Origin of the sequence: Paenibacillus sp. S02 (assembly GCF_019454065.1) — a bacterium.
Taxonomy (GTDB): domain Bacteria; phylum Bacillota; class Bacilli; order Paenibacillales; family Paenibacillaceae; genus Paenibacillus; species Paenibacillus polymyxa_B.
In genome coordinates this window covers 1,776,768-1,789,997 of the sequence record NZ_CP073682.1, presented here as the reverse complement: position 1 = coordinate 1,789,997, position 13,230 = coordinate 1,776,768, and the positions used below count along the sequence as shown (strand labels likewise).

Genomic DNA, 13,230 nt, shown 5'->3' with positions numbered 1-13,230 from the left:
ATGGTTAAGTATTCCATTCTCTTCCGTGATGATATTTTTGCCCAATTGAACATCTTGGAAGATCACGGAGGCGTTTACAAGATGCAAGCCGAAAATGCCGGAGGAATAGGTAGAATCATTAACATCATGCGTAAGTTTGCCATTCAAATATACTTTAATATTCTCTCCATAAGTCCTCACCTCGAGAGGATAACTCGTATACGTAGCAAGAGATACAGTGGCCTTAGCGAGAACAGATTTCTTCCCGTCCTCAAGTTTCATCAAATTTACCGTATCGTTGTGACCGTCGAGACTCACCATATATCCATTTCTCGCCCCGGTATCTGCCCGGAAAACAAGTGAGCCGACTTCATCTCCACCATCCGATAATTCGATGTTCGCCCGATATCGAAAGTTCTCCCCGGTTTGGCCGCTCATTACATAAGAATTCTGTGGGGAAGTCCCTCTCATTCCTTCCAAGGTATCTTCCCAGGAACCGCTTACAAATTCCCATTTCGACAAATTGGTCACAAAGTTTGACGTATTATTGAATTTCACATTTCGAAAAGAGGCTGTTGAATTCCATGCGGTTAACCCATAGTAGCCGTATGCAAATTCATCATCTATTTGCTCAATAACCGTTTGGTTGTTTACAAAAACCTGAATGTGATTCCTATCCGTTGCGATCCGTAAATGATAGGTAGATGAAGTATCCAGGTGCAAAGAACTGGACGCAATTTCCAATCTTTCTCCATTCCTATTTTTAGTTAAAGTTACGATATCATTTTTGGCATCCAGATTGACTACATAGCCGTTGGCCGCACGCTTATCAGAACGAAAAACCAGTCCTCCCGAACCTTCCCGGCCATTTTTTGCATTAAGGGTAATGTCGCCCTCATAGTTGAATGATCCACCTTCTTGTGAGGAAATCGCGTAAGAAGTGGAATCCAGACTATTGGCCTGTATTCCACCATCTGGACCAAATTCACTGGCATAAGTCCAATTTTTTAAATTGGGAGAAGTATAGAACATCACCTTATTGTTAGCAACTAACGACATCACCCACTGATTGGATTGTTCATGCCAAAATACTTTGGGATCGCGCCAATCGGCGGCGGGAGGTTCAGGCATTACCGGATTCCCTTCATACTTTTTCCATGTTCTCCCTTTATCCAAGCTGTAAGCAATGCTTTGAACCTGACCCTTATCACCTGCATGGGTAAAGATGGCTACCATTGCTTCCTTTCCAAAGCCGGCTGTATTTCCCCAGTCGATTACAGTGCTTCCGGAAAAAATCTGTCCGTGGATATCGGGAGAAAGTGCAACAGGTAGATGTTCCCAATGAACAAGGTCTCTACTCACTGCATGCCCCCAATGCATCGGTCCCCATTTCGTTCCATATGGATAATTTTGGTAAAATAAATGATATTCCCCCTTGTAATAAACCATTCCATTGGGATCGTTCAACCAGTTGGCCTCGGGAGAAAAATGAAATTGATTGCGGTACGTTTCCTGATAATATCCTGGATCTGATGCAAACGCTTTCGTGAATGAAGTTAAAGATAATAATAAGATGATACTAAGTGCTAAAGAACAAATCCGATTCATATTTTTACTCCTCATCTTGTTCACTCCCTTTATAATTAATTTTATAAATTAGGTCAAAACACCTTATAATGAAAGCCTATCCCCGGTGAGGGATAACTCCTTGACCAGATAGTTTTAAGAATTATTCAAGCCAAGACACCGAGAGCGTATCCAATAATACCAATTGCGAATAGCGCAAAAATGAGAGCCATGGCGTTCACTTTCTTTTTAAGCAGTCTCATGCAAAGGAAGGTCAGTAAGAGCGGTAGTAACCTTACTGTACAGCCGCTTAATCGCCGGAATTAAGGTAACGCAAAAACCAATCGACTGCATCCGTTCAAAATTGAAAGAGCCCAGCAGGAACCATGAACGTACAAACATTTTGTTCAAGCCGTTTTTGGTCAGCTTCTTTTCTTCCATATGTACTCCCCTTCTTTCATAAAATATTTTCTTATAGCTCTTCAATTTCCGCCGTTTTATCGTTCCGCAGATTGTATTTCGAACTGAGCTGGATGTATAGCAGAGCCAGCACAATTCCTACGATCCCGAAACCAACTAGATTGATGTTCGTGAAAGCGGCAACGACAAATCCCAGGAAGAAGAAGGGCATAAGATATTTGGCCGACATCATGTTTATCACCATCGCATACCCTACAACTACGATGAATCCGCCTGCAATTTGCAGCCCTCTTGTAACGACTTCGGGAATTGCATTAAGCAGTTCTGTAACCAAGCCAGTTTCTGCCGCAATTGCTACCAATACGGCAGGAAGAGCAACGCGTAACCCCTGAAGAAGGAGAGCTATAAAGTGACATAATTCAATGCCTTTAAAATTTGCTGACTCGGCATATTTATCCGCCAAATGTTGAAAGAATACGGTAATCGTTCTTACAAAAATCGTTAACACTTGCCCTGCAGCCGCAATCGGAATTGCAACAGCAATCCCGGCACCAATTGACTGGTGTCCAACAATAACCAATATAGTCGAAACCACACTTGCCAAAGCAGCATCCGGAGCCATTGACGCCCCCACATTCATCCAACCTAAAGCCATCAATTCCAGCGTACCACCAAGAATAATGCCCGTTTTGATATCACCCAGGACCAGACCAATCAAAGTGCACGCAACCAAAGGCCGATGAGTCTGTCCTTCATCCAAAACGCTTCCCATCCCGCAAATGGCCGCAACCAACGTTACCATCATGATTTCAAAAACACTCATGATATTAACCCCCCTCCTTTATTTCAATCTGCTATTACATCTGGACATCCTGAAGCTTGTTCATCAAATTGATTTTCGGATCACTGGCCACTTTTCTGATTTCCAGCTCAATGCCCTTTTCGTGGAGTTTCCTGAATGCGTCCACATCCTGTTTATCTATGGACACTGCTCCGGTAATCTGTGTTTTTCCTTCTTTAAAGCACATACCGCCTACATTAACTGATGTAAACGGCACCCCTCCCTCCACAACCCGCATCACATCAGTTGGGTTGGTAAACAAAAATAAGGTCTTAAAGTCGTTGTACTTCGGGTTATTGTACGCTTCAATTGCTTTGTCAATCGTGACTACATAGGCTTTGATTCCAGGCGGTGACACTTGTAACAATAAGGTTTTGCGCAGCGTATCAGCGGCAACCTCATCACTCACAGCGATGATTTTATTACACTTCGTTTCTTTCACCCACACAGTGGCCACCTGACCGTGGATCAGACGGTCATCAATCCGAACAAATGAAATTTCCATTTATAATTCCTCCTCTATTTGCATACCTCGGATGACACGAAAAGACATCATTGAATCCTGACCCGCACGGATTGCCAGATCACTCAGATTCTCCTCCTCTAATGCTCTGTTAGTGAGCAGATCTATGATCATTGGCAGGTTTACTCCAGTTACAATATCCATATTTTCATGAATGGATGCTAGACGGCTGGCCGCATTGTAAGGACTACCCCCAAACAGATCGACAAGAAAGATCAGTCCATCCGTCCAATCAATCGTTTCCAATGCCGCTTTATATTTCTCGACAAGTCCACTGACACTTTCACCAGTTTCGAACGTCACACCTACCACATTGTCCAACTGGCCGAAGACCATTTCCGTTGATCTTAGGATTTCTTCGGAAAACTTCCCATGTGTTCCTACAATAACTCCTATCATTTGTTTCACCCCCTCAATGTTTCCTTCGTCTATATTATTATGCAAGACTCGTGCCAAACATCTGTATGTTTCAATGTTCAATTTAAAAAGACCAAAATCCCCTAAGCTACGGGGGTTTTGGTCTTAAATTGCCAGATACTTATTTTCATAATCTCAATCATCGATACACTTTTGAAAGCGTTTTATACACTTTCACCGTTTCTAGGCAATACCAATATATTCTTCGCTTAACATTTCGCAAATATAATATTTTTCGTCTTCGGTCAGTACCAGATTAATACCACTGACAAATATTTCACAGGAATGGTTCGCCGCAACCAGTAAACGCTGATCAAATAAATTCCCATTCCCCCGATACACTAATCCGTCACGAATGACCATGCGGATCACTAGGCCGTTAATTTTCCAAATATCTCCGTAAGTTAAAGCTTAAGTACCAAAGATGCATTCTCCAAATAGCAGGATGAGATTTGAATGAGTGCAACATTTTTCTGGAAACAGCTAGCCATTTCACCTGCTATACATAAAGTAAAAAAGCCCCTTTTTAACGGGGCTTTTTAGGTTAGATATTAGATTGTCCTGTAGCTAAAAATGTATATTACAAAATTTTAGCCGAACAAAGGTAATTTTTCAAATAGGCTATCCTTTTTCACCATAAAAAAAGAACACTTAGATTAATTATGAACTGATAATTTTGTATTCACTTAGCCTTTATTCCTGATTTCACTGTGTTTTCGGGGATATTGACTGTGCAGCATACTTAACTTCCTCTTCACCATCTTTCACATCCTCTTTTAATATTTTGAACTCCAAGTAATGTTCTTGACATTACAAATAAAGCGTTTAAATTTAACTCTATAGCTCAATATCTTATATTTACGCTGCTTTAGTTACAAAAATCCGACAATGTCCGGTCAAGAATAACTCCCTGACCGGCACGTTTTAAGCCAAAACACCAAATGCATATCCAATAATGCCTACTGCAAATAAAGCAAAAATCAGAGCGATTGCGTTCACTTTCTTTTTCAGTAGTCTCATACATAAAAAGGTCAATAATAGTGGTAAAAGTCCGGGCATCAATTGATCCAAAATCATCTGAACGGTCGTAATAACCTCTTTTCCATCCGTTCCCACATATTTTGATACCACCAGCGGCACATTCAGTGTGGTCCATTTGGAAACAAGTGCGCCCATAACGAAAAGCCCCAGTATGGAGGCTGACTCCGTGAGTTTTTGCAACCGGTTTCCTGACATATCGGAGACAATCTCCGTACCTTTGTGATAACCGTATTTCAGACCGTACCATTTCGTTGCCAAGCGTGCAGTGTTAAAGAGAAGGAAGAAAAGAACCGGTCCGACAAGGCTACCGGATAAGGCGATTGAGGCTCCGAGTGCAGCCAGAACTGGGCGTAAAGTCCCCCAGTAAATGGGGTCACCCACTCCCGCAAGAGGTCCCATTAAACCGACTTTGACTCCACTTATGGTGGCATTGTCAATCGGCTGGCCGCTTGCTTTCTGCTCTTCCATCGCAGCCGTTACACCCATAATAGGCGCCGAGATAAACGGTTGAGTGTTGAAAAATTCCAGATGTCTTTTCAATGCCTCTTTTTGATCTTCTTTCTTGCTGTACAGACGCTTAATCGCAGGGATCAAGGTGACACAGAAACCGATCGACTGCATTCGCTCAAAATTGAACGAGCCTAACAGGAAGCATGAACGGACAAACATCTTATTTAAATCACTTTTAGTCAGCTTCTTTTCTTTCATAATGCTCTCCTCTCCCTTCAGGTAGTTACTATAACTCTTCAATTTCTGCCATCTTCTCATTACGCTGGTTGTATTTTGGGCTCAGCTGGATGTAAAGCAGAGCCAGAACCGCGCCAATGACCCCAAAACCAACCAGATTAATGTTGGTAAAAGCTGCAATGACAAAGCCCAGAAAGAAGAATGGCATCAGGTATTTGGCTGCCATCATATTAATGACCATCGCATACCCTACGACTACGATAAAGCCGCCCGCAATTTGTAGTCCTCTTGTGATAACCTCCGGAATTGCGTTAAGCATAGCAGTCACCAGGCCCGTTTCTGCGGCAACTGCCACCAAAACAGCGGGCAAAGCAACGCGCAGACCTTGCAAAAGTAAGGCAATAAAGTGACATAGCTCAATTCCTTTGAAATTTGCAGATTCCGCATACTTATCAGCTAAATGCTGGAAGAAGACAGTAATCGTCCTGACAAAAATGGTAAGCACTTGTCCGGCGGCTGCAATTGGAATCGCAACGGCAATTCCGGCGCCGATCGATTGATGGCCGACGATGACCAAAATGGTTGAAACCACACTGGCTAGAGCAGCGTCTGGTGCCATGGATGCTCCTACATTCATCCATCCCAAAGCCATTAATTCCAAAGTACCGCCAAGTATAATACCAGTTTTGAGATCGCCAAGGACAAGGCCAATCAACGTACACGCAATCAGAGGACGATGGGTTTGCCCTTCATCCAGAACGCTACCCATGCCACATATGGCCGCTACCAGTGTTACCATCACAATTTGAAAAACAGTCATTTCTATAACTCCTCTCTAGTTGCCGCCTGGTATTTACGATCACAAATCCTGCAGTTTGGTAATTAAGTTGATTTTCGGATCACTGGCTACTTTTCTGATTTCCAGCTCAATGCCTTTTTCATGCAGCTTACGAAATGCATCTACATCCTGTTGGTTTACGGATACCGCCCCGGTAATCTGTGTCTTCCCTTCCTTAAAACACATTCCTCCAACATTCACCGAGCGTATGGGTACTCCCCCTTCTACAACCCGCAGCACATCTGTAGGGTTGGTAAAGAGGAACAATGTTTTAAAATCACTGTATTTGGGGTTATTATAAGCCTCTATCGCTTTGTTAATCGTTACGACATACGCCTTAATTCCAGGCGGCGACACCTGAAGCAATAAGGTTTTGCGTAATGTATCCGCTGCGACATCATCGCTAACGGCGATGATCTTGTTGCACTTCGCTTCTTTCACCCAAACGGTCGCCACCTGACCGTGAATCAGACGGTCATCAATACGAACTAATGCAATTTGCATTCTATAATTCCTCCTCTGATTGACTGTTTCGAATGGCACGAAAAGACATCATGGAATCGTGCCCTGCATGGATCGCTAGATTTACCAAATTCTCCACTTGTTCAATCCCTCTGTTTGCAAGAAGGTCAACGATCATTGGCATGTTTACTCCTGTCACAATATCCATTTTTTCATGGTTAACCGCAATTCGGCTGGCAGCATTATAAGGACTGCCGCCGAATAGATCAACAAGGAAGATAACACCGTCCGTCCAATCCAGCGATGCCAACGCAGCCTTATATTTCTCTACAAGTCCGCTGACACTTTCACCTGGTTCAAACGTAACACCTGCCACATTATCCAATCGGCCGAAAACCATTTCTGTTGACCTCAGTATTTCTTCAGAAAATTTCCCATGTGTCCCAACAATTACACCGATCATCTGTCTCACCCCCTTTGTTTCTCTCCACATATATCTATTAATGCAAGTTCTGTGCCAAACATCTGTATAGATCAGAGGAAATTTTGTAAACAACAAAAAAACCCCCGTTGCGTCGGAGGTTTTTTCCAGTCTGAACAGATCATCATTTATCAATTTCCGCTACTTTCATACACATATGAAAGCGTTTTATACTCTTTGGCCATTACTGTGGAGTAAAGTTATATACTTCGCTCAACATTTCGCAAATATAATATTTTTCGTCATCAGAAAGTATAAGATTCATACCAGAAACAAATATGCTGCATGAACGGTTTACCACCTCGAATATGCGCTGGTCGAGCTTTTTCACTTCCCCCTGATAAACAAGTCCATCGCGAATAACCATGCGTTCCAGCGCATAAGCTGTGTGAGTAGAAATTTGGACTTTTGTTGCATAATCAAATTTGACTTCCAATCCAAGTTCCAGCTCTTGCACAAATCTCATCACCATTCCCAGAACTTTGTGGGGATTCAAATAAGTCATAAATTCTTTCAGACTTTCCTCGCATAACTCCCTGACGACTACACTTTGATCCACAGCAGGGATCTGTTTGTTATTCAGCAGTAGCTCTCTCAATGTCTGCTCACCGCTTGCTTCAATCAGCTTTTCCAAGGGAATAAACGGGATTTCCGGCTCGCTTGGCCGTTTTACTCCAATCACGGCAAGAATTGTTCGCTTAGACCGCATATCCTGGACCACTTTATCCAACTCCCTTACGTTTGCCGGGACAACCAGTATTTCCTCATCCGTCAAATCGCAGACAATTTTCTCCACAAACTCTTTCAATTTGACCGCTGCACCTTTGCCGGAGGAGCAAACTGTCACAATTGCCTTATGAACCACTTTCACTGCGGCGCTGCTATTGTTATATCCCCTGAAATCCTTTAGCGATTGGTATATCTCCTCTATCCCCATGTCAAAAACACTGGCCTTTCGGACAGCCTCCAGCGTGAGCGGAGTTGAAACCATATCAATGGTCTTTACATTGATTCCAACACGTTCCATAATAGTTTCTTCAAGTTTGAGCAAAGAGCCCATATCAACCAGCAGCAACACGCCTCTACCACGGTCAATGCTCTTTACTTTATCGATAATAAGCTCCAAAATTTCCCTAGGACTGACATCGAGGGGCATATCAACAGCGCAAAGATTAGAACTGCCCAGCAAGCTGTCTACGACACCGACGATGCTACTCGCTGTACTGGTGCCGTGTGCCGCCACAATAATTCCCACACTACCCTGTCGTTCCTCCTCAACAGATTTCAGAAGAATCGCCATATAAGTTATTTCGGCCTCCGGTACATGTACACCGAACTTAGACTCGATTAAACTTTTGATAGTCTGGGCCAGTCTGTACTCTTCATCATGGTCATTCATCGGTTCATAGATTCGTGCATCACCGTATTTTTTCTCTCTGGTGCGCTTGAAAAAGGCGCTTAAATGAAGACTGAAAGCATACACGAATCTCTCGCTGTAAATTCGGTTTAGTTCTTTTTTGGCCATTTCCTTAATCTGCTCGGAGAATTCAAGGATGTCTTTGTCCACAATTTTCAGAATTCGTTCCCTGCTCCCCTTGGTGTTATAAAAACGGTTATAAAAACTTTTAATATGGATATTGACATCCGTAGCAATAAATCTGTGGATGTAGACGTCGTCGAGCCCTTCTTCCTTCAGCATGCCAATCTTGTCTTCAATTAGTTTGTAAAGGTTAAACGGCAGCTCGGAAACAACCTCTTCATCCAAAGCTTTTCTTCCTTCTGGAGTAATGTATAGGCACGAGGAAATACATCCCATTTCCTTCATCTTATATTGCGTTTTATCAATATTAAACAAACCATCTCGGATATTGCCCGGCAGGTTTTTAAAATCAAGTCCTATTTCTTCTTTGTTTTCATGTATGCTGTTTAAAAACCCTTTCGCGCATACCAGCTGGATGTTCGACTTTAACTGGCCGATATTGCCGTAGGTGACGCTGCCGATCAGTGCTCTTACTACCTCTGATTCAATCCTAATCGGCTTGTTTACCCTATTGGCCTCGTTAGCAAACAAATACTTCAAAATCAGCATTTGCTCCTCAATAGCACGTTCCTGAAGGGAAGGGATATTGATTGTGATGGGTATGCGCCTAATGAAGGTTTTCAGCATGGATGATCCGGGATCCTCCGTCGTAGCTCCAATCAATAACACACTCGCGTCTCTTTTTCGATCCGTTTCACCCAATTTGTTATAGGTGTGAGTATCCATGAAATAGAAAATCATTTCCTGCCCTTCCGGGGGTAAACGGTGAATCTCATCCAAAAAAAGGATGCCTCCGTCAGCTTTCTCCACCAGCCCTGCTTTTTCATGATCAGCGCCTGTAAACGCCCCTTTAACGTGACCAAAGATGTGGGAAAGTAGCAAGTGGGGGTTATTGAAATAATCAGCGCAGTTAAAAACGATAAATGGCGCATTCTCTGAAAACCGCTTCATATACTTGCCATAATGGTACATCAACCTGGCAAACATAGTTTTTCCAACACCAGTCTGTCCGACTATCAGTGTATGCAGACCTCTAGGAGGATACAGAATCGCTGCCTTCCCCTGCTCAACCTGGTTACGCATGCTGCCCCTGAAACCGATCAAGGCATGGAATGGATCGACCTGTTCGTCAGGCAGCAATACCTCTTTGATGCTTTTGACCTTAATTTGTTTCTCTTTCAGCCGAACCCGAAAGGTGTCCTCGATAATCTGCTTGTGCAGAAACCTGACCGGTCTTCCTTTGATTTTAAGGATTAGATCGTCACGCAGCAGATTATTCAACTCTTTGCTCACATTGTTTCTCAGCATCTTTTGATCATCAGCAATTTCCGCAGCCGTAATCCCTTCCCCCGCAAGTAATGCCTCTTTGGAAATTTTCTTGGTACTTTCGGCAATATACTCTAAAATCTTATCTATTCGTTTCACCTGTATTCCTCCAGCCTGAATCAGTCATTGGAAATTGATATCAACCTGCTTATTTAGGGAACAGAATATGGTTTTTCAGCGCATGAGCTACTCCATTCTCGTCATTCGAGAGAGTAACGGTGTTGGCAGCAGCTTTGACCTCAAGTGGAGCATTTTCCATGGCAATGCCAAGTCCCGCAAAGGCCAGCATGTCGATATCATTGTAGTTGTCACCAATAGCCAGACAATCGCTTTGTTTCAGTTGGTACTCTTTTAGCAGAATTTGAATGGCTGCGGTTTTGGAAGCCTTTTTTGACATGATTTCTAGATAAGTAGGCTTGGATAAGTAGAGATTTACTTCTTCACCGTATACGGGTCGCAATACTTGAAGGACGCGGCTGATCTCTTCGGGATCACCCATGCATCCAATTGCTCAATATACCACTCATCATCCTTATACAGGCTTACGTGAAGATCATAGGCAGCCAGGCTGTCAAGCAAACGCTGTGTCATTTTCGTATCTATATAACGGGTGTTCAGCTTGTTCCCGTGCCTATCTATAACAAGTGCCCCACTGTAGCATATGAGAGGCTCAGAAATACCAAGATGCTTCTGCAATGGAATAATTGCTTTTGGCATTCGCGCAGAGACAAGAACCACTGGAATCTGCTTACCATTTATAACCTGGAGAATGGTTTCTTTGGTTTCTTCCGTGATTTGATGCGCCGAGTTAAGCAGCGTCCCGTCAATGTCAATGCAGACAATTTTATAAGTTTCCATAAATGATTCCTCCAGCTCCAGTGTATTATGTTATTCAATGAATGAGTATACAAGAAAGATAGTGTATATAACCAAAAATGCAACACACATAATAACTGTTACTTATTACGACAAGCTTTGGCTTGTTGATGAATCGTTTCTATCAGATAAAATTACTCGGTAACGTTAACATCTAGGCAGGAGAATCGCATAGGCTTAGAGAAGTAGATCTTTCATAAATGACTGTGAATTTGAACTAGAAATGTATGGAAAAGGAGTTTGAATAAGTCAATGATACGATATGGATTACAACAGGAACAAGGATTCAAGCTGGTCATGACGCCCGAATTGCGACAAGCAATCACGATCTTGCAATATTCTTCTGCTGATTTAATATCCTATCTGCATGAACAGGCGAACGATAATCCAGTCATTGATTTGCCGGAGTTTAATATGTTCATAGGCAGTATCAAAGAAGAAGCAGAGCGGTTTTCACAGAAAGATCAAGGAGAGCTGCTTGAACATTATCGTGGCGGAGAAAAATATCCATCGGTCCAGCGAGCAAACCCCGTTACATTTCTGGATTTTGTCCCCAATCCGAATGATACCCTGTTTGAACATCTGAACAGGCAGCTTGGACTGGTAAGTGGGCTTACAAATTCACAGCGTATGGTGGCACGGTACCTCATTGGCAATTTGAACGAAATGGGATATTTAGAACTTGATGTTCCAACAGTCGCCTCACTATTGGACGCTCCCATAGCCGAAATTGAGGATATGCTCTTGGTGATACAGAGTTTTGATCCACCGGGGATCGCCTCTTACAGCTTGGAAGAGTGTCTTCTTCTCCAGCTCCAGCTTGCTGGCATGGATGATGAATGCATAGTCAGAATAGTAAGCAACCATCTGGCCGATCTGGCGAACAATCGGATACAAAAAATTGCGGATGCTCTTGAAATCGGTAGGCGAGAGGTTATACAGATGGCCGATCGAATTCGCAAGCTAAATCCATGCCCGGGCGCAGCATTTGCTCATAAAGAGCAGCAATACATCATAGCAGATATAACGGTCGAAAAAGCCAACGGCGAATATCTTGTCCTGATTAATGACATTAGTGCGCCGCGGGTTGAGATCAACCCTTTTTACCGGCAAATGATGCAGGATCTACCGAATAGTGAAACCAAACGTTTTATCCATGAGAAGATAAATACGGCAAAATGGCTGATCAATAGCCTGGAGCAACGTCGGCTGACTCTTCTACGGGTTGCCAAGGCCATTGTGGAAAAGCAGCAGGATTTTTTTGAGCATGGCGTGTATTTCCTCAAACCAATCACCCAAAAGGAGATTGCCGAAAAGACGGGCTTACACGAATCCACGGTCAGCAGGGCGGTCAGTAATAAATTTATACAGACGCCTCGCGGATTGTTCGAACTCAAATTCTTCTTTACTTCCTCCTTGACGTCAGCGGACGGAGATGCTGCTTCATCGGAGAGTGCAAAAAAGCGTATCAAAAATTTGATAGATAATGAGGACAAGCAAAATCCGTTATCGGATCAGGCTATTACCATCGTACTGGAAAGGGAAGGTCTGCATCTATCACGCAGAACCGTGGCGAAATATCGGGAAGAACTGAGATATCTTTCTTCTGGCAAAAGAAAAAAGTTTGAAGTTTGAATGTTTAAGGAATAGTCGCGTTTGATCCGGTTCCATATTTTTTGATTTGGCTTTATCCAGAATGATCCGACTCAATAGTTCTTGAACTAGGATATTTTCACTTTTGAAACGTTTCCAATTTACTGTAAGAAAAACGTCAGTTAGTAGATCCATACTATGAATCGACCGAATGAGCTAATATTTTCACAATAAAATCATGTAGTTTCGCCTTGCTTGAAGACAACAGGGAGACGATACACTTGCTGATCTAAAGTTTCACCTTCGATTTTCTTATAAAGCAGTCTGATTGTCATACGTGCCATCTCCTCCACTGGCTGCCTGATTGTAGACAATATCGGATGAAAATAAGGATGATCCTGAATCCCGTCGTAGCCGATAACCTTTACGTCCTCTGGAACGCGAATGCCCTGCCTGCGTGCTCTTTCTATATAGTTGGCGGCTAATATAACTCGGGACACCGTTCCCACAGCTACGCCAGCTATGTTAGCTACATCTTTAATACTTGGCATTTCCCTCCCCCTATCTCTCTTTATGAAAATTATAATAACACTAAGATGGAAACGTTTCAATTTTTTTGATGCTCTTTTTTGCTACCGTT

The 13,230-nt window shown here is 42.9% G+C and carries 12 protein-coding genes and 3 pseudogenes; 1 reads left to right on the top strand and 14 read right to left on the bottom strand.

Annotated features, from left to right (window positions below; genetic code table 11):
• Positions 1–540 precede the first annotated feature (540 nt).
• The 13 genes and pseudogenes from KAI36_RS27555 to KAI36_RS07810 all read right to left on the bottom strand — a co-directional run.
• A pseudogene (locus tag KAI36_RS27555) lies at positions 541–1,587 on the bottom strand (glycoside hydrolase family 32 protein); the annotation flags it as partial.
• A 125-nt stretch (positions 1,588–1,712) separates the two neighbouring features.
• Positions 1,713–1,808, bottom strand: coding sequence for a hypothetical protein (locus KAI36_RS27155; RefSeq protein ID WP_080710673.1), 96 nt, complete (start codon positions 1,806–1,808; stop codon positions 1,713–1,715).
• 34 nt (positions 1,809–1,842) lie between these two features.
• Positions 1,843–1,986: pseudogene (locus KAI36_RS27150) on the bottom strand (PTS system mannose/fructose/sorbose family transporter subunit IID); the annotation flags it as partial.
• 31 nt (positions 1,987–2,017) lie between these two features.
• Positions 2,018–2,788 carry a PTS mannose/fructose/sorbose transporter subunit IIC gene (locus tag KAI36_RS07855; protein WP_220027449.1) on the bottom strand — a complete coding sequence of 257 codons (771 nt, stop codon included), beginning with the start codon at positions 2,786–2,788 and terminating at the stop codon, positions 2,018–2,020.
• 34 nt (positions 2,789–2,822) lie between these two features.
• The gene (locus KAI36_RS07850) at positions 2,823–3,311 is read right to left on the bottom strand and encodes a mannose/fructose/sorbose PTS transporter subunit IIB (protein WP_220027448.1); all 489 of its coding nucleotides are present in this window, start codon (positions 3,309–3,311) and stop codon (positions 2,823–2,825) included.
• On the bottom strand, positions 3,312–3,728 hold the full coding sequence (locus KAI36_RS07845; protein WP_220027447.1) for a PTS sugar transporter subunit IIA: 417 nt from the start codon (positions 3,726–3,728) through the stop codon (positions 3,312–3,314).
• 201 nt (positions 3,729–3,929) lie between these two features.
• On the bottom strand, positions 3,930–4,109 hold the full coding sequence (locus KAI36_RS07840) for a hypothetical protein (RefSeq protein WP_220027446.1): 180 nt from the start codon (positions 4,107–4,109) through the stop codon (positions 3,930–3,932).
• A gap of 561 nt (positions 4,110–4,670) precedes the next feature.
• Complete coding sequence (gene manZ, locus KAI36_RS07835; protein ID WP_103744599.1) at positions 4,671–5,495, bottom strand: PTS mannose transporter subunit IID; 825 nt, start codon at positions 5,493–5,495, stop codon at positions 4,671–4,673.
• A 28-nt stretch (positions 5,496–5,523) separates the two neighbouring features.
• A complete protein-coding gene (locus KAI36_RS07830; RefSeq protein ID WP_039276321.1) occupies positions 5,524–6,294 on the bottom strand; it encodes a PTS mannose/fructose/sorbose transporter subunit IIC in 771 nt (256 codons plus the stop codon).
• A 39-nt stretch (positions 6,295–6,333) separates the two neighbouring features.
• Positions 6,334–6,816: a mannose/fructose/sorbose PTS transporter subunit IIB gene (locus tag KAI36_RS07825; protein ID WP_103744600.1), complete on the bottom strand. Its 483-nt coding sequence runs from the start codon at positions 6,814–6,816 to the stop codon at positions 6,334–6,336.
• 1 nt (position 6,817) lies between these two features.
• Positions 6,818–7,237, bottom strand: coding sequence for a PTS sugar transporter subunit IIA (locus tag KAI36_RS07820; protein WP_103744601.1), 420 nt, complete (start codon positions 7,235–7,237; stop codon positions 6,818–6,820).
• A 202-nt stretch (positions 7,238–7,439) separates the two neighbouring features.
• Positions 7,440–10,220 carry a sigma-54-dependent transcriptional regulator gene (locus KAI36_RS07815; protein ID WP_220027445.1) on the bottom strand — a complete coding sequence of 927 codons (2,781 nt, stop codon included), beginning with the start codon at positions 10,218–10,220 and terminating at the stop codon, positions 7,440–7,442.
• A gap of 49 nt (positions 10,221–10,269) precedes the next feature.
• A pseudogene (locus KAI36_RS07810) lies at positions 10,270–10,979 on the bottom strand (Cof-type HAD-IIB family hydrolase).
• 270 nt (positions 10,980–11,249) lie between these two features.
• On the opposite strand from KAI36_RS07810, the gene rpoN reads away from it, so the two are divergent.
• On the top strand, positions 11,250–12,632 hold the full coding sequence (gene rpoN, locus KAI36_RS07805; RefSeq protein ID WP_220027444.1) for an RNA polymerase factor sigma-54: 1,383 nt from the start codon (positions 11,250–11,252) through the stop codon (positions 12,630–12,632).
• A gap of 194 nt (positions 12,633–12,826) precedes the next feature.
• Here rpoN and KAI36_RS07800 read toward each other — a convergent pair whose 3' ends face one another.
• Positions 12,827–13,141 (bottom strand): substrate-binding domain-containing protein, encoded by a 315-nt coding sequence (locus tag KAI36_RS07800; RefSeq protein WP_220027443.1) that lies wholly within the window; start codon positions 13,139–13,141, stop codon positions 12,827–12,829.
• Positions 13,142–13,230: the final 89 nt, after the last annotated feature.